This window comes from Rhizobium anhuiense bv. trifolii, from assembly GCF_024346605.1.
Lineage (GTDB): Bacteria > Pseudomonadota > Alphaproteobacteria > Rhizobiales > Rhizobiaceae > Rhizobium > Rhizobium anhuiense.
On record NZ_CP098803.1, the window covers coordinates 2867938 to 2884572 of the forward strand.

Sequence of the window (16635 nt, forward strand, 5' to 3'; positions counted from 1 at the left end):
GATGTCATTCAGGAAAACGGTCAGTTGCGCAGCCGATACCCCGTCTTGAATATCCAGGCGAGCGTTCCCAAGCAGATGCCCAGGAAGACCGTGATCATCGCCAGGCTGATCGCCGGATTGACATCGGCGATCCCGTAAAAGCTCCAGCGGAAACCGCTGACGAGATAGAGCACCGGGTTGAGGTGGCTGACCGCCTGCCAGAAAGGCGGCAGCATGCTGACCGAATAGAAGCTGCCGCCGAGGAAGGTGAGCGGCGGCACGACCAGCATGGGAATAAGGTTCAGCTGTTCGAAATTGCCGGCCCAGATGCCGATCATGAAGCCGAACAGGCTGAAGGTGATCGCCGTCAGTAGGAAGAACAGAATCATCATGAAGGGATGCTCGATCCTGACGTCGACGAAAAGATTGGCGGTCAGGAGGATAATGAAGCCGATAATCATTCCCTTGGTTGCCGCCGCCCCGACATATCCGAGCAAAATCTCGGTCATCGCCACCGGCGCCGAAAGCACCTCGTAGATCGTGCCGGTGAATTTCGGGAAATAGATGCCGAAGGAGCCGTTGCTGATGCACTGGCCGAGCAACGTCAGCATGATCAAGCCGGGGGTGATGAAGGCGCCGTAGGACACGCCCTCCACCTCCTGGATGCGCGAGCCGACCGCGGCGCCGAAGACGATGAAATAAAGAGATGTCGAGATCACGGGCGAGATGACGCTCTGCAACAGGGTGCGGCGCGTGCGCGCCATCTCGAAGAAATAGATCGATTTGACGGCTTCGACGTTCATTTGTCCGCTCCCACCAGCGCCACGAAGATGTCCTCAAGCGAGCTTTGCCGCGTCGAGAGATCCTTGAAATGGATATTGTTCTCGCCGAGCCGGGTCAGCAGTGCCGCAATACTTTCCTGCTCGTTGTCAGTGTCGAAATCATAAGTCAGCCGGTTGCCGTCAGCCTCCAGCGTCAATCCATTGCCGGCAAAACAATCCGGCAGCCGGTCGAGCGGTTCAGTGAGATCGAGGATGAGCTGCTTACGACCGAGCTTGGCCATCAGCGCCGCCTTGTCCTCGACGAGCAGCAATTCGCCGCCGTTGATGACGCCGACGCGGTCGGCAATTTCCTCGGCCTCTTCGATATAATGCGTGGTCAGGATGATGGTGACGCCGGAGGCCCGAAGCTCTTCGACGACATGCCACATGTCCTTGCGCAGCGTCACGTCGACGCCGGCGGTCGGCTCGTCGAGGAAAAGAATATCCGGCTCATGCGAGAGAGCCTTGGCGATCAGCACTCGCCGCTTCATGCCGCCGGAGAGCTGGCGCAGCATATTGTCCTTCTTGTCCCAGAGCGAGAGTGCGCGCAGCACTCTCTCGATATGAGCAGGATTGGCTTTCTTGCCGTGCAGACCGCGCGAAAAGCTGACGGTATTGAACACCGTCTCGAACTGATCGGTGGTCAGTTCCTGCGGCACCAGCCCGATCATTCCGCGGGTGGCGCGAAAATCCTTCACGACGTCGTGGCCGGCGACCAACACCCGGCCGCCGCTCGGATTGGCGATGCCGCAGATAATCGAGATCAGCGTCGTCTTGCCCGCGCCGTTTGGCCCGAGCAGCGCCAGGATCTCACCCTTTTCGACGTCGAGATTGATGCCCTTCAGGGCCTCGAACCCATTGGCGTAGGTCTTGGTGAGGTTCTGAACGGAAATGATGGGGGCCATGCGGAACTCTTGAGGATTCTCGGAAGTTACTCGGCCGCTATATAGTCCCTTTGTAACGCTTTAACATCCTTAAGCGCTGAACACTGCATTCGCGCACTGCTAACATAGTTGGCCCGTTAGCGTAGGCGCCCACTAACACAGGGCGCTCGCTGACATTGTCAATCCGCTGGCGCGGACAGCCCGCTGGCGCGGGCGGGGTTAGTTGGCATCGGGCTTCGCGATGAACCGCCCCTCGCGAAAAGAAAGGCAGCGGCCGGGCTCAGATGTCATCATCCGGTGATATTCATGCCCGATAAGAGAGCCGAGGCCAGCACCGGCATCCGCCCCCGCCGCCCATCCCTTTGCGGAGCCGTCTCCGGGCGTTCTCGTTGCGCCCCTTTTTGGCTGCCTCGGCATGTAGTGAAAGTTATTGTTCAGTTACGAAGTGCTTGGAACCGGCCAGTATCCCTGTCCAGCCGTGTTCGTCTTAAGCCGGCCCTGCGCCGGCTTTCTTTTTGTGGGTTGCCCGTTGTTGCCCCTCGCTGGAGATCGGCGCATTCGGTCCTATCGTCGCTCGCCCTTACAACTCGTCATAAACAAACCAGTCGAAATCAGCACTCTTCGCCCGGCCTGACGTATCGAAGGCAAATACGCCGGCGAAAGCACCGGTGAAGGAGCCATGTTCGCCGCGTCCGCCCTCGTCTGAAATCACACCGGCGTCGAGGACCGGGCCGATCGGCTGCCATGCGCCCTTGCCTTCGGTCTGCCAGAAGAACTGCAGGTCGTTCTCGCGGATTTCCATGGCGAGCTGGACGCGGCCCTCGGCAGCAATCGAAACGCCGCTGTCGGCGGGAAAACTCAGCCGTCCGTTCGGGTAGTCGCCGTTGCAGGAGAGGATCGTCACGCAGCGGCCGAGTGTTTCGTGCAGCGTCACGGCAACGGCGTGGAACTTGTGCCGGTTGTAGTAATGCGTCAGCCCCGCCACCTGCTGATAGGTGTCGGGCGAGAACTCGATCACGGTCTCGGCGCGGAAACTGTGGTGTTCCTGCCGGCGGGCGATCAGCGACTGTTCGAACCAGGAACCGATGCTTTCGCGCGCAATCAGGCGCAAATGGCCGGGACGATCCGTCAGGTTGAAGATGCGCTCGGGCTCGGGCGTGCGCAGCCACTGAAAATCGCCAGGCAGCGTGCCGCCGTCGAAGCTGTATTCGCTGCGCATCGGCTTTTCCACAGGCGTCGCGCCGAAGAGACCGGGTACATCGACATCAGGTACGCTGGTGCCATTTTCGAGATAAAGCCAGTCATCGTCGCGCCAGACGCATTTCTGCAGGCTTGTCTCTCGCCCCAGTGTGCAGCGCCGCTTCGGCGGCAACGGCCGGCCGCAGAGATGGGTGTGGTAGGCCTCGCCGTCGGGCGTCTCGACATACTGCCCGTGCCCTGCCCGCTGCAGCACCGCGCCCGGGTGGTCCTTGGAGGTGATCAGATGCATGTTCGGATGCATCTCATAGGGTCCGTCAATATCGCGGGACCGCGCCATGGTGACGGCGTGGTCGTAGCCGGTGCCGCCCTCGGCGGTCGTCAGATAATACCAGCCGTTGCGTTTGAAGAGATGCGGGCCTTCGACGAGGCCGAGTGGGCTGCCGGCGAAGATGTTCTTGATCGGCCCCTTCAACGCCTTTGTCGCCGGATCCCATTCCTGCAGCAGGATACCGTCGAAGGCCGGCGATTTCGGCGAGCCGCCGTAGCTTTCGGTGCGATGGTTCCACTGCATGTTGATGAACCACTTGCGGCCGTCATCGTCGTGAAACAGCGAGGGATCGAAGCCTGAGGAATTGACATAGACGGGGTCGGACCATTCGGCCTCGATCGAAGGTGCGGTGACGATGTAGTTCGGCGCGTCCTTGAAGCTGCCGTCGAAGCGCTTGACGTCGGTATAAACAAGCCAGAACTGCCCGTCGGCATAGGAAAGACACGGCGCCCAGATGCCGCAGCTATCGGGATTGCCGCGCATGTCGAGCTGCGACCTGCGTTCCAACGGCCGGCGCACCAGCGTCCAGTTTACCAGGTCGCGCGAATGGTGGATCTGCACGCCGGGATACCATTCGAAGGTCGAGGTGGCGATGTAATAATCCGCGCCGACGCGGCAGATCGACGGATCGGGGTTGAACCCCGGCAGGATGGGATTGCGGATCATGGACGGTCTCCTCCGAGCATCGGTGCTATTTGCTGCACGTACATCAGATCATAGTAGAAAAGAGCCCGGAAGAGTTTCCTCCCCGGGCCCGGCTTGATTTATGCGCGTTCGGCCGACTTGGCCCAGAGGTTGATGTCGGCCTCGCGGGCGTAGACGTCGATCTCGGCAAGTTCCTCTACGGTGAATTCGAGATTGTCGAGCGCCTTGACGCAATCGACGATCTGCGAGGAGCGGCTGGCGCCGATCAGCGCCGAGGTCACGCGGCCGCCGCGCAGCACCCAGGCGATCGCCATCTGCGCCAGCGTCTGGCCGCGCTTTTCGGCGATCCCGTTGAGCTTGCGGATATTGTCGATGATCGAAGGGCGGATGAAATCGCGCTTGAGGAAGTGGTTCTGCGCCGCGCGGCTGTCTTCCGGAATGCCGCCGAGATATTTCGTCGACAGCATGCCCTGGGCAAGCGGCGAGAAGACGATCGAACCCATGCCGACCTCATCCAGCGTATCGAGCAGCTTGTCGTCCTCGACCCAGCGGTTGAGCATCGAATAGCTCGGCTGGTGGATCAGGCACGGCGTGCCAAGCTCCTGCAGGATCTTTGCGGCTTCGCGCGAGCGCTGCGAATTATAGGAGGAAATGCCGACATAGAGCGCCCGGCCGGAGCGCACGATATGGTCGAGCGCGCCGCAGGTCTCTTCCAGCGGCGTCTCCGGATCGAAGCGATGCGAATAGAAGATGTCTACATAGTCGAGGCCCATGCGCTTCAGGCTCTGGTCGCAGGAGGCGATCAGGTACTTTCGGCTGCCCCATTCGCCATAGGGTCCGGGCCACATGTCATAACCGGCCTTCGACGAAATGATCAGCTCGTCACGAAGCCCGGCAAATTCGGTGCGCAGGATCTCGCCGAAGGCGGTCTCGGCGCTGCCGGGCGGCGGGCCGTAATTGTTGGCGAGGTCGAAATGGGTGATGCCGAGGTCGAAGGCCGTGCGGCACATATCGATCTTGCGGTCGTGCGACGTGTCGCCGCCGAAATTGTGCCAGAGGCCGAGCGAGACGGCCGGCAGCTTCAGGCCGGAACGGCCCGTGCGGTTATATTTCATTTTCGAATAGCGGTCTGCGGCTGGTTGCCAGCTCATGATCCCAATCCTTTAAAAGCAATTCCTGGAAAAGTATGCAGCCTTTTTCCCAGGAATCGCGCGTAACAAACGATCGAAGTAAAAAGGCGCGGGCCTATCGCCCGCGCCGACAATAGAGCTTCGCAGACCTACTTCAAGAGCGCCTGTGCTTCTTCGATACCGAGGGCGGCCGGCTGCGTGCAGGTTGTCGTCAGGTCGATGAAACGGCCCTCCTCGCCCGATTTCAGGATCGAGGTCATGACGTCGACGCCGTGCAGCGTGCGGTCGAGCGAGCAGCGCGCATCGCGCCCTTCGATCAGCGCCGACACCATGTCGGCAAGGCCGGCGGTGCGGTAGTTGGCGCGCGCGCCGTTCGGGTTTTCCTGGTTGATCTTGCCGAACGGATGCTCCCAAGCCTCCAGCGGCTTGATGTCCTTGTCGCGGCCGCTGGCCTCGACGACGCCGCCGAAGAAGTTCGGGTCCGGTACGTAGAGCGAGCCATCGGTGCCGTAGAGCTCCATATTGGCATGGCGGTGAGACCACACGTCCCAGCTCGCCGTCAGCGTCACCGTGGCGCCGTTGACGAATTCGAGCAGCGCCTGGATCGTCGTCGGGGTCTTGACCGGGATGATCTCGCCATTGCGCGGCTCGCTGGTGATCGTGCGGGTCGGCGACGCCATCGAGGTCATGCCGCCGACGCGTTTCACCGGGCCGATCAGATTGATCAGATTGGCGATGTAATAGGGGCCGAGATCAAGGATCGGGCCGCCGCCCGGCAGAAAGAAGAAATCCGGGTTCGGATGCCACATCTCCATGCCGGGGCTCATGACGTAGCAGGCGCCCGAAGTCACCCGGCCGATGCCGCCGTCGTCGATGAACTTGCGGGCGAGTTGGTGGGCGCCGCCGAGGAAGGTGTCGGGCGCGCAGCCGACGGCAAGCTTCTTCTCCTTGGCGATGCGCCGAAGCTCCTCGCCCTCTTCGAGCGAAAGCACTAGGGGCTTTTCCGAATAGACGTGTTTCCCAGCCTCGAGGATCGCCTTCGACACCCGGAAATGAGCATCCGGGATCGTCAGGTTGACGACGACGTCGATCTCGTCATTGGCGAGAAGCGCGTCGATCGTCTGCGCCTTGACGCCGTATTCCTTGGCGCGCGCCTCGGCGGCCTGCACGTTGATATCGGCGCAGGCCAGCACCTTCAGCCCCTTGAAGAGCGGTGCCAGTGAAAAGTAGGTGGTGGAGATGTTGCCGCATCCAATGATGCCGACGCCAAGTTCCCTGGTCATGATGTGCCTCAATAAGTCTGAAAGGATGCAATCGAGCGGCTGATGTTGCGGTCGATATCCTTGGGGTTGTCATGTTCTACGACGAAGTGTTTCGCCCTTGTGGCACGCAGCGCCGTGATCAGCTTCGCCCACTCGACCTTGCCATGCCCGACATCGGCCCAGCCGTCCTCATCCGTCGCTTCGCCCGCCGGCGCGATGTCCTTGACGTGCACGGCGGTGATGCGCGGTCCGAGCTTTTCGACCCAGGCGAAGGGATCGGCACCGCCGCGGATGACCCAGGCGATATCGGCCTCCCAGGAAATATCGGGTGCGCCTTCGAAGATGCGCTCGATGGGCCGCGAACCGTCCTGCAGCTTGAAGAACTCGAAGTCATGATTGTGCCAGCCGAATTCGTAACCGGCATCCTTGTAGGGTTTGCTCATTTCCTGCAGGCGCTTGCCGAAGGCGACCCAGCCGGCGGCGTCTGACGGCCGCTGGTCAGCTGCCAGATGCGGCGCATAGATCGAATCCATGCCGAGGATCTTGGCAATGTTCAGCGACTTCTGAACGTCCTTCTCCAGGAAGTCTGGGCTGAAATGGCCGGTCGCCATGACCAGGCCATTCTTGTCGAGGTCGGCGCGAAGGCTGTTCAGCCCGGCATCGTCGAGATCGGCGTAAATGCCGCCGAAGCCTTCGACTTCGGCATAGCCCGCCTTGCCGAGCTTTTCGAAAATCACAGAATAGGGCTGGAAGTTGCGGGCGCTATAAAGCTGATAGCTGAGTTTCGTCATCATGTTCTCCTTGGGCCTCGTGCCCATTCTTGCAAGATCAATCCGCCGACTGGCAGGAATGCAGGTCGTAGAACCGGAACGCCGGAAGCGCGCCGCGATCAAGCGGCCGTGCCGGGGTAAAGGTGATGCGGCGGCTCTCGCCGGCCGCAAGGTCGAAGGCGTTGTCGGAATATTTGCCGTCCGTCTCGGTCTCGATCATCACGAAGAGCGCAAGTCCTCCAGCGGTGACGTTGATGTCGACCGAACCATTCCCCTCGACATATTCGTGGGTGACGGTAAGCCCCGCGGGCTCCAGCTCCAGCGCCTTGTAGGTGCCGTTGACATAGTGCCCCTCGCCGCCCGTGCCGTTAGACGCGGTGAAATGCCAGGCCAGCAGCGTTCCGTCGGGAATGTCGGAGACGTCGATGCTCGTGGCCGTCACCGCCGCATCCGGCGAGCACATGGCCTGCACGTCCTTGAGGTGCCGCCGTTCGCCCTTCATCGTCAGCAGCGAGATCGAAAGGTCGATGCTGACATCGGCAAGCGTGTCGTTGACCAGCGAGAAGCGGATCGTCTTTCCGTCGTCGGAAGGAATGGCGGCGACCGCGACAGGCTGGAAGAAGCGCTTGACGAGATAGTGCATCGCCTTCCAGCGGCCGCCATAATCGAGGCTCGACCAGGAGGCGACCGGCCAGGTGTCATTGAGCTGCCAGTAGATCGTGCCCATGCAATGGGGTTTGAGCGACCGCCAGTATTCCACTGCCGTCTTGATGGCGAGTCCCTGCTGGATCTGTGAGAGATAGACGAAGTTCGGAAAATCCTTGGGGAAGCGGAAATAGCGGAACATCGTGCCGGCGATGCGCTCATTGCCGCCGGCATTCTTCTGGTGCAGCTCCATCACCGGGGAAGCGACGTTCATGTCCTTCTCCTCGGCATAGGTCTTGATTACCGGCAGCGACGTATAGGACTGGAAGCCGAATTCCGAGCAGAAGCGCGGACGCACCGAACGGTAATTGTCGAACGACTTGTTCTCGTGCCAGACCGACCAGTAATGCATGTCGCCGGATCCGTCGGCATGCCAGGCATCGCCGAAATCGAGATAGCCGGAGGCCGGGCTCGACGGCCACCAGAGCGCGCCGGGCAGCGCCTTCTTCACCGCTTGCTCGATGGTGCGGTTGAGGCGATCGTAGGAGACGAGATAGCGGTCGCGATCCTTGCGGGATTCCTCGAACCAGGTGAGTGCGCCCACCAGCTCGTTATCACCGCACCAGAGCACGATCGACGGATGCGAGGAGAGCCGGCGCACCTGGTAATCGACCTCGATCGTCACATTGTCGAGGAAGTCCTCGGTCGAGGGATAGAGGTTGCAGGCGAACATGAAGTCCTGCCAGACCATGAGACCCAGCCGGTCGCAGAGATCATAGAAATGATCCTGCTCGTAGAAGCCGCCGCCCCAGACGCGGATCATGTTCATGTTGGCGGCTTTGGCCGATTGCAGCAGATCCTCGGTCTTCTCAGGCGAAGACAGCGAAAACAGCGCGTCGGCCGGGATCCAGTTGGCGCCGCGGCAGAAGATCTCATGGCCGTTGACCTTGAAAGCGAAGCGACTGCCTGATGCATCCGGCGTGGTGATCAGTTCGACGGTGCGAAGGCCGATCTGCTTGATCACCTCATCCGTCGACGTTTCGACCGACAGCCTGTAGAGCGCCTGCTCGCCGCTGCCGGAAGGCCACCAGAGGCGCGGATTGTCGATATGGAAGAGGTGGTTGACATGGCTCTCGCCGTTGACGCCGACATCCAGGCGCACGCGCTCGCCGTCGAGTTCGAAATAGACCTGGGCAATGCTCGGCCCCTTGGAAAACAGCGTCGCCGTCACTTTGAGATCGACCGAGCCGTCATTGTTGTGGGTCTGACGGGTGACCACATGCTCGATGCGCGCGGTCTCGAGCTTTTTCAGCGCGATCGTGCCGTAAAGGCCGAGCGGCGCAATGGCGATGTTCCAGTCCCAGCCGAAATGGCATTGCGGCTTGCGCAGCATGTTGCCGTCGGGGATCGGCGAATTGCCGGTGCTGTAGGGAATGTAGAAGGGCTGCTGCTTCTGCCGCGCAGCAGCGACGGCGACGCTGGAGGCAAAGACGATGCGGATGCTGTTGTCGCCTGCTTTCAGCATGCTGGAGACATCAGGCCGGTAGCGGCGGAAACTGTTGTCGGCCTCAAGCGCCAGGAAGCCGTTGACGTGAACGCTGGCGACCGTGTCGAGATAATCGATATCGAGATACCAGTCGCCCTCGACCTCCTGAAGCGTGAAGCTGCGCTCGACCGCCCATTCGCGCTCGGCGACCCATTGCACCTTTTCCTCGTTGCGGCCGAAATAGGGATCGGGGATCAGGCTTGCGCGATGGAGCGCGGTGTGCACGTCGCCCGGCAGAATGATCGCAGTGCGGATCTCGCCATCGACGGAGGCAAGCTGCCACGAACCGGAAAGGTCGATGTTGAAACCGTTCTTCGGCAAGGATGTCATTAGTAGTATCCCGATCGGACCGCTCCTGGGGATCGCCGGACAAGCCGGACCGCGGCCGAATTTGGCTGGCCTGACGGCCGATTGGAGATAGGGCGGCGCCATTTCGGCCCCGCCCGCATTGTTCTCTAGAGACGCAGCTCGGTTTCCGCATCGAAGACCGAGGCGACCGTCATGTCGAAACTGAGCTTCACCTTGGCGCCGACATTGAAGCGGCGCGCGCCGTTGACGCGTACCGACATCGTGTGACCGGCATGTTTCAGCCACAGCAGATTGTCCGCGCCCATCGGCTCCTCGATATCGACGGTGGCGTCATGTTCTTCGCCGCCGGCATTCTCGTTGACCTTGATGTGTTCGGGACGGACGCCGAGCACCACCTTGCGGCCGGGCTGCAGCGTCTCGTTGGCGTCGTAAGCCGCGAGCGAGAAAATGACGCCGTTGGCAGAAAAGGCAATGCCGTCGCCTGACTTGACCAGCTCGCCGTGCAGGAAATTCATCGAAGGCGAGCCGATGAAGCCGGCGACGAAGAGATTGCGCGGCCTGTTGTAGATCGTCGTCGGATCGTCGAGCTGCTGGATGATGCCGCTCTTCATGATGGCGATGCGATCGGCAAGCGTCAGCGCCTCGATCTGGTCGTGGGTGACGTAGATCATCGTGTTCTTCAGCGACTGGTGCAGGCGCTTGATCTCGACACGCAGCTCCGAGCGGAGCTTGGCGTCGAGGTTGGACAGCGGCTCGTCGAACAGGAAGACGTCGACATCGCGCACCAGCGCCCGGCCGATCGCCACGCGCTGGCGCTGGCCGCCGGAAAGCTCGGCCGGCTTGCGTTTCAAAAGCGGCTGGATCTGCAGGATTTCGGAGGCGCGCGCCACGCGCTTGTCGATCTCGGCCTGTGGCACCTTGGCGACGCGAAGACCGAAGGACAGGTTCTTCTCGACGGTCATCTGCGGATAGAGCGCATAGGACTGGAACACCATGCCGATGCCGCGATCCTTCGGCTCTTCCCAGGTAACGTTCTTGCCCTTGATGAAGATCTGCCCTTCCGAGGCGTCGAGCAGGCCGGCGATGCAATTCAGCAAGGTCGACTTGCCGCAGCCGGACGAGCCGAGCAGCACGAGGAATTCGCCGTCGTTGATATCGAGGTTGAGATCCTTCAGCACGCTCACCGCACCGAAGTTCAGGGACAGATCCTTGATGGAGACGCTTGCATTCATATTCATGAGATCAACCCTTCACTGCGCCAGCGGCGATGCCGCGGACGAAAAGCCGTCCCGACACGAAGTAGACGATGAGCGGCACGAGACCCGTGAGAATCGTTGCCGCCATGTTGACGTTGTATTCCTTCACGCCCTGGACGGAATTGACGATGTTGTTGAGCTGCACGGTCATCGGATAAGTATCCGGACGGGTGAAGACCACGCCGAACAGGAAGTCGTTCCAGATGCCGGTCACCTGCAGGATCATCGCGACGACGAAGATCGGCAGCGACATCGGCAGCATGATCTTCAGGAAGATTTGCCAGAAACCGGCCCCGTCGACGCGCGCCGCCTTGAACAGCTCCTCCGGCAGCGACACGAAGTAGTTTCGGAAGAGCAGCGTCAAAATCGGCATGCCGAAAATCGAATGCACGATGACGAGGCCGCTCAGCGTGCCGTAAATGCCGATTTCGCGTAGGATAATGACGATCGGATAGATCATCACCTGATAGGGAATAAATGCCCCGATGATGAGGATCGAAAAGAAGAGCTCGGATCCCCGGAAGCGCCAGTTGGCCAGCGCATAGCCATTCACCGAGGCAATCGCGATCGAGATGATGACCGACGGCACAGTGATGCGCACCGAATTCCAGAAGCCGCGCGACAGGCCATCGCAGTTGAGCCCGGTGCAGGCCTGCGCCCAGGCCTTCACCCAGGGCTCGAAGGTGATCTCCATCGGCGGCGAGAAGATGTTGCCGAGACGGATTTCCGGCATGCCCTTCAGCGACGTCACGACCATCACATAGAGCGGCAGCAGATAATAAAGTGCTGCGACGATCAGCGTACCGTAGAGCATGATGTTGCGCGCCGACAGCGCCGGGCGCGGCCTCGGGCCGCTGGGGCCGTCGCCAAGCTTCGGGGCAACGGCGTCGATGCCGGCAGCAACGGTGTTGAGAGCTTCTATATTAGCCACGCTTGCGCCCTCCACCAAATTCCAGATAGGCCCACGGAACGATGATGATCGCGACAGTGACGAGCATCATGGTCGAGGCGGCAAAGCCCTGCCCCAGGTTCTGCGCCTGGAACATGTAGTCGTAGACATATTTCGCCGGCACTTCCGAAGAAATACCCGGTCCGCCCGACGTCTGAGCGACCACAAGGTCGTAGACCTTGACGATGCCGGAGGCGATGATGACGATCGTCGTGATGAACACCGGCCGCATCATCGGGATGACGATGAAGAGATAGGTCTTCCACATCGGAATACCGTCCACGCGCGCCGCTTTCCAGATGTCCTCGTCGATCCCACGCAGGCCGGCAAGCATCAGGCACATGACGAGACCCGTTCCCTGCCACAGCGCCGCGATCAGAATGCCGTAGATGACGATTTCAGGCGTATAGAGCGGATTGAAGGTGAAACTCGTCCAGCCGACCGAGCGCACCACCGCCTGAATGCCGAAATCGGGATTCAGAACCCATTGCCACACGAGGCCCGTCACGATGAAGGACAGCGCAAAGGGATAGAGGAAGATGGTGCGGAAGGTGTTTTCGAAACGGATCTTCTGGTCCATCAGTGCGGCGAGCATGAAACCGATGACCAGGCTGAAGATCAGCGAGAGGATGCCATAGACAGCCAGATTCTGGATCGCCGTCACCCAGCGGGGTGCCGCCCAGAGGCGCTCGTACTGATCGATGCCGACAAAGCTCAACCGCGGAAGGAGTTTGGAATTGGTGAAGGAATAAAACACCGTCCAGAACGTGCCGCCGACAAAGATCACCAGCGCTGTCAGGATCATCGGGATGGACGCAATCTTTGCATTCAGATTGCGCAGTAACTTGTTTGGCCGGCCTGCTTTCGCTTGACCCGTCATGAACACTTCTCCTCAAATCGCGACTGCGACCCGTGACAGAACAGCAAAGCGCCACCTGTCGTCCCCACCTCCGAAACCTGCTGAAGATACCGGAGAAACCTCGCTGCGGACCGGACCATCACCGATCGCCCGGAACGATCCGGCTCACCAAGAGCCGGATCGCAAGGCAGCGAATCTGCTGATCAGTCAGCAGAAGCGATGATCCCGGCGAAACGCTTCTGAGCGTCTTCCGGCGTCATCGATGGGTTGGCGAAGAATTCGGAGAAGAGATCTTCCTTCTGCTTCTGGCTGTCTGCCGAAAGCAGCTGGTCGGTGCCTTGGATCACGTTGCCCTTGGCCAGAATGTCGAGACCCTTCTTCATGCAGTCGTTGGCGGCGGCGAGATCGACGTCGCCGCGAACCGGCAGCGAGCCCTTCTTCAGGTTGAAGGCAACCTGGGTCTTGGGATCGAGCAGGGTCTTGGCAAGCACAGCCTGAGCCTTGGACTTTTCCTCATCCTTCAGCAGCGGGAAGTAGAAGGCGTCGCCACCGGTCGAGATGATCTCGTTCACGCCGAGGCCCGGCAGGCAGGTATAGTCGGTACCGGCCTTCTGACCGGCGAGCGCGAATTCACCCTGCGCCCAGTCACCCATGATCTGGCCCCCGGCCTTGCCGGTGATGACGAGGTTGGTCGCCTGGTTCCAGTCCTGGACGTTGCTGCCTTTGGCCATGCGCCGTGCATCGTCGGCTGCCTTGAACACCTTGGCGATTTCAGGACCGGCGGCAACTTCCGCATCCTTGTCCTTGAAGACCTTGTTGAAGGTATCCTTGCCCGCGACCGCAACCATCAGCACGTCGAAGGCGCCAGTCGCCTGCCACGGCTGACCGCCGACGGCGAGCGGAATGATGCCGGCCTTTTCGAGCGCCGGAGCGGCGGCAACGAACTCGTCCCAGTTCTTCGGAACTTCGACGCCGGCCTTCTTGAAGGCGGCGTTCGAAAGCCACAACCACTGCCAGGAATGGATGTTGACCGGAGCGCAGTAGATCTTGCCGTCGATGGTGCAGGAATCGAGCAGGCTCGACGGACGAACGATGTCCTTCCAGTGCTCGGCGGTCGCCACGTCGGTCAGATCGCGCATCAGACCGGCCTGAACGAGTTCCTCGGCCTGGCGGCCATGGTTGAACTGGGTGGCGCCCATCGGGTCGCCGCCGGTGATGCGGCTGATCATGATCGGACGGGCCGTGCCGCCGGAACCGGCGATAGCGCCGTCGACCCAGTGGTTGCCGGTCGCGTCGAATGCCTTGGCCAGTTCGGCGACGGCAGCGGATTCACCGCCCGAAGTCCACCAATGGGTGACTTCGAGATCGGTGGCGTTGGCGGCGCCGAACGGAAGCGCGACCGAAGCGGCAAGCAGGCTTGCCATAATACGGATTTTCATGAGTTCTCCTCCCTCACTGAAACGTTGCCGGAAAAACTTAGATCAATCGATTTCTCCACGCAACTGTCCGCCTGCAAATTTTTCCGCGAACATCCAAATTGCTACTTCTGCCTGTTTTCCACCGAACCGATGCATTCCATGGATCGATATGTAGCAAAGCTTTCTCGCATGTGCGTCATTGATTTATATCATTGATAGAAAACATTAAATTTTATAGCACATTCTCGCCTCTCGCATTACCTCCTTCGCAACTGCAGAAAAACAAGCCACAAACCATCGATTCAACCTATGGCTATAATGCTGCTGCGCACACAAGAAAAAGCACTCGACATTTCTACTGTATCGTTACAGATTGCATTCCTTAGGGAGGCGCGATTTTGGCAGGCGGCGGGCTTACGGCGCTGGAAAAAGCCTCTATAAGCGACACCAATTCGCGCGAGGCAGGCCTAAGGGATGGAAAACAAGGGAAATTTCGGGCAAACGGCATCGACGCCGGCAGCGCGTGAGCGCCCGACATTGAAGACGATCGCCTTCATGACCGGCCTTGGCGTGACCACGGTGTCGCGCGCGCTGAAAGATGCGCCTGACATTGGGGCGGAAACCAAGGAGCGGGTGCGCATGGTCGCCCGCCAGCTGGGCTACCAGCCGAACAGGGCGGGTGTGCGCCTGCGCACCGGCAAGACCAACGTCATCGCCCTTGTCCTCAGCATCGACGAGGAGATCATGGGCTTCTCGAGCCAGATGGTCTTCGGTATCTCCGAGGTACTGTCCGGAACGCCCTATCATATCGTCATCACGCCGCATTCCCATAGCAAGGACCCGATGCTGCCGGTGCGCTATATCCTCGATACCGGCTCGGCCGACGGGGTCATCATCTCGCGCATCGAGCCGGACGATCCGCGCGTCAGGCTGCTAAGCGAACGCGGCATGCCCTTTGCCACGCATGGGCGCACCGATGCGGGTCTCACGCACCCTTTCCACGATTTCGACAACGAGGCCTTCGCCCATCAGGCGGTGCAAAAGCTCGTCAAGCGCGGCCGGCGCCGCATCGCCCTGCTGCAGCCGCCAAGCAAGCTCACCTACTACGCCCATATCCGCATCGGCTTCCAGACCGGCCTGCACGATTACGGCGCCGAGGAAGTGCCGCTGCGCATCAACACCGACGCCCCGCTCGCCGACATCCGCGACGTCGTCGAAGTGATGATGCGCTCGGCCAATGCGCCGGACGGCATCGTCTGTTCGGCCGGCAGTGCAGCCATCGCCGTCAATGCCGGCATTGAAGCCGCTGGCAAGGCGCTCGGCCGCGACCTCGATATGGTCTCCAAGCAATCGGTGCCGATCCTCAACTGGATCCGCCCCGAGATCATCACCGCCCAGGAAGACGTGCGCCAAGCCGGCCGCGAAATGGCCAAAGCCGTCATCGCCCGCATCGACGGCGTCGAACCGGAGCTGCTGCAGAGCATCAGTCAGCCGACCTGGCCGGAGAGCGGGAGATAGGGGGCAGCGGATGGAGCGCGGCATCGTCCGACACTCGGCATCCTTGTACGCGTAAGCCAAAGGCCGGCGCCTCGAAAGACACCCCGCGACGCGGCGTCACGCGACGGCCGTCACCAACGCATCAAGCACCGCTGCAATCTTCGGATTGCGCCCCTCGCCGTGCCGCGTGATCGCATAGATGTTGCGGTAGACGGCTGGCGACAGTGGCTTCACGACCAGCGATCCACCGAAATCCCGAAGCGCCAGTCCAGGCATCACCGAAATCGAACAGCCGGCCTCGACAAGCGCGAAGACCACTTCGAAGCTGTCGCTGAAGCCGTTGATAACAGGCTCGAAACCGATATCGCGGCAGGCCTGGCGGATGGCCATGGAATAGGCGCTGGAGGCGACGTCGAGCGCCCAATGTTCATCCCTCAACTGTCCGAGTTCGATGACGGGCTCGCTCTCCAGCCTGTGGCCGGCGGGCAGCAGCACGAAGAGCTGATCGCGGCACAGGAACAGCGTATCGAACGGGCCTTGCAAGGTATGGGGATCGAAGGAGATGTCGTCGGCAACGACGATATCGGCCTGCCAGGATCTGAGTGCTGCAACCCCGTCGGCAGGTCCCATCGTCGTCATGACCATGCCAAGATGCGGGTGATCGTTTGCCAGTTGGCGCATCGCAGCCGGGATGAAGGAGGACGCCGCCGAGGGTTGAGCGGCGATCCCGAGGTCCCCCGCGACGATATTCTGCAGCTCGGCAATATCGGTCTTGGCCTCCTCGACAACGGCGAATATCCGGTCGGCATGCACAACCAGCCGCCGGCCGGCCGGTGTCAGCGTCACCCCTCGCCCACGCCGCTCGACCAGCGCAATTCCGACTTCATCCTCCAACTGGGCGATCTGCTGGGAAACGGCCGAGGACGAAATGCCGAGCGCATCGCCAACCGCGGCCATCGTCTCACGGCGTGAGAGCTCGCGAAGCGTGCGCAATCGGAAAAAATCCAAATCCGGCTCCCTTCAATCGTATCAATCAGCCATATTTTCTAATCTATATACTTATTTTAATTAAGTAGACCTGCAGAAAAACGCATCCTACCCTCGGATTCGGAGGCGGGCATCGGCTCGAAAAAGCCA

General features: G+C 60.8%; 13 protein-coding genes. 1 reads left to right on the plus strand and 12 read right to left on the minus strand.

The window, feature by feature from the left end; genetic code table 11:
- Positions 1 to 20: 20 nt before the first annotated feature.
- From NE851_RS22870 to NE851_RS22920, 11 genes are all read right to left on the minus strand, one after another.
- A complete protein-coding gene (locus tag NE851_RS22870; protein WP_047610230.1) occupies positions 21 to 782 on the minus strand; it encodes an ABC transporter permease in 762 nt (253 codons plus the stop codon).
- Positions 779 to 1705: an ABC transporter ATP-binding protein gene (locus tag NE851_RS22875; RefSeq protein ID WP_047610232.1), complete on the minus strand. Its 927-nt coding sequence runs from the start codon at positions 1703 to 1705 to the stop codon at positions 779 to 781. Before NE851_RS22875 ends, NE851_RS22870 begins: the two co-directional genes overlap by 4 nt.
- Positions 1706 to 2264: 559 nt before the next feature.
- On the minus strand, positions 2265 to 3878 hold the full coding sequence (locus NE851_RS22880) for a glycoside hydrolase family 43 protein (protein ID WP_132572013.1): 1614 nt from the start codon (positions 3876 to 3878) through the stop codon (positions 2265 to 2267).
- A 98-nt stretch (positions 3879 to 3976) separates the two neighbouring features.
- Positions 3977 to 5008, minus strand: coding sequence for an L-glyceraldehyde 3-phosphate reductase (gene mgrA / locus NE851_RS22885; RefSeq protein WP_063475049.1), 1032 nt, complete (start codon positions 5006 to 5008; stop codon positions 3977 to 3979).
- A gap of 128 nt (positions 5009 to 5136) precedes the next feature.
- Positions 5137 to 6270, minus strand: coding sequence for a Gfo/Idh/MocA family protein (locus NE851_RS22890; RefSeq protein ID WP_063475050.1), 1134 nt, complete (start codon positions 6268 to 6270; stop codon positions 5137 to 5139).
- 8 nt (positions 6271 to 6278) lie between these two features.
- Entirely contained in the window at positions 6279 to 7040 is a 762-nt protein-coding gene (locus NE851_RS22895) for a sugar phosphate isomerase/epimerase family protein (protein ID WP_063475051.1), read from the minus strand.
- 37 nt (positions 7041 to 7077) lie between these two features.
- Entirely contained in the window at positions 7078 to 9540 is a 2463-nt protein-coding gene (locus tag NE851_RS22900; protein WP_063475052.1) for a beta-mannosidase, read from the minus strand.
- Positions 9541 to 9665: 125 nt separating this feature from the next.
- On the minus strand, positions 9666 to 10757 hold the full coding sequence (locus NE851_RS22905; protein ID WP_174824474.1) for an ABC transporter ATP-binding protein: 1092 nt from the start codon (positions 10755 to 10757) through the stop codon (positions 9666 to 9668).
- A gap of 4 nt (positions 10758 to 10761) precedes the next feature.
- Positions 10762 to 11706, minus strand: coding sequence for a carbohydrate ABC transporter permease (locus NE851_RS22910; protein ID WP_047611637.1), 945 nt, complete (start codon positions 11704 to 11706; stop codon positions 10762 to 10764).
- Positions 11699 to 12604, minus strand: a complete 906-nt coding sequence (locus tag NE851_RS22915; protein WP_097543698.1) for a carbohydrate ABC transporter permease — start codon at positions 12602 to 12604, stop codon at positions 11699 to 11701. The genes NE851_RS22910 and NE851_RS22915 overlap by 8 nt, the downstream gene beginning before the upstream one ends.
- Before the next feature lie 182 nt (positions 12605 to 12786).
- Entirely contained in the window at positions 12787 to 14022 is a 1236-nt protein-coding gene (locus NE851_RS22920) for an ABC transporter substrate-binding protein (RefSeq protein ID WP_063475053.1), read from the minus strand.
- Positions 14023 to 14475: 453 nt separating this feature from the next.
- On the opposite strand from NE851_RS22920, the gene NE851_RS22925 reads away from it, so the two are divergent.
- Entirely contained in the window at positions 14476 to 15519 is a 1044-nt protein-coding gene (locus NE851_RS22925; protein WP_127430945.1) for a LacI family transcriptional regulator, read from the plus strand.
- A 96-nt stretch (positions 15520 to 15615) separates the two neighbouring features.
- On the opposite strand, the gene NE851_RS22930 is transcribed toward NE851_RS22925, so the two are convergent.
- Positions 15616 to 16506, minus strand: a complete 891-nt coding sequence (locus NE851_RS22930) for a LysR family transcriptional regulator (RefSeq protein WP_254957952.1) — start codon at positions 16504 to 16506, stop codon at positions 15616 to 15618.
- Positions 16507 to 16635: the final 129 nt, after the last annotated feature.

What these genes read in the sequence shown, in the direction of transcription:
- NE851_RS22870 (WP_047610230.1), bottom strand. Translation starts at nt 782, where the DNA reads ATGAACGTCGAAGCCGTCAAATCGATCTATTTCTTCGAGATGGCGCGC.
- NE851_RS22875 (WP_047610232.1), bottom strand. Translation starts at nt 1,705, where the DNA reads ATGGCCCCCATCATTTCCGTTCAGAACCTCACCAAGACCTACGCCAAT.
- NE851_RS22880 (WP_132572013.1), bottom strand. Translation starts at nt 3,878, where the DNA reads ATGATCCGCAATCCCATCCTGCCGGGGTTCAACCCCGATCCGTCGATC.
- mgrA (WP_063475049.1), bottom strand. Translation starts at nt 5,008, where the DNA reads ATGAGCTGGCAACCAGCCGCAGACCGCTATTCGAAAATGAAATATAAC.
- NE851_RS22890 (WP_063475050.1), bottom strand. Translation starts at nt 6,270, where the DNA reads ATGACCAGGGAACTTGGCGTCGGCATCATTGGATGCGGCAACATCTCC.
- NE851_RS22895 (WP_063475051.1), bottom strand. Translation starts at nt 7,040, where the DNA reads ATGACGAAACTCAGCTATCAGCTTTATAGCGCCCGCAACTTCCAGCCC.
- NE851_RS22900 (WP_063475052.1), bottom strand. Translation starts at nt 9,540, where the DNA reads ATGACATCCTTGCCGAAGAACGGTTTCAACATCGACCTTTCCGGTTCG.
- NE851_RS22905 (WP_174824474.1), bottom strand. Translation starts at nt 10,757, where the DNA reads ATGAATATGAATGCAAGCGTCTCCATCAAGGATCTGTCCCTGAACTTC.
- NE851_RS22915 (WP_097543698.1), bottom strand. Translation starts at nt 12,604, where the DNA reads ATGACGGGTCAAGCGAAAGCAGGCCGGCCAAACAAGTTACTGCGCAAT.
- NE851_RS22920 (WP_063475053.1), bottom strand. Translation starts at nt 14,022, where the DNA reads ATGAAAATCCGTATTATGGCAAGCCTGCTTGCCGCTTCGGTCGCGCTT.
- NE851_RS22925 (WP_127430945.1), top strand. Translation starts at nt 14,476, where the DNA reads ATGGAAAACAAGGGAAATTTCGGGCAAACGGCATCGACGCCGGCAGCG.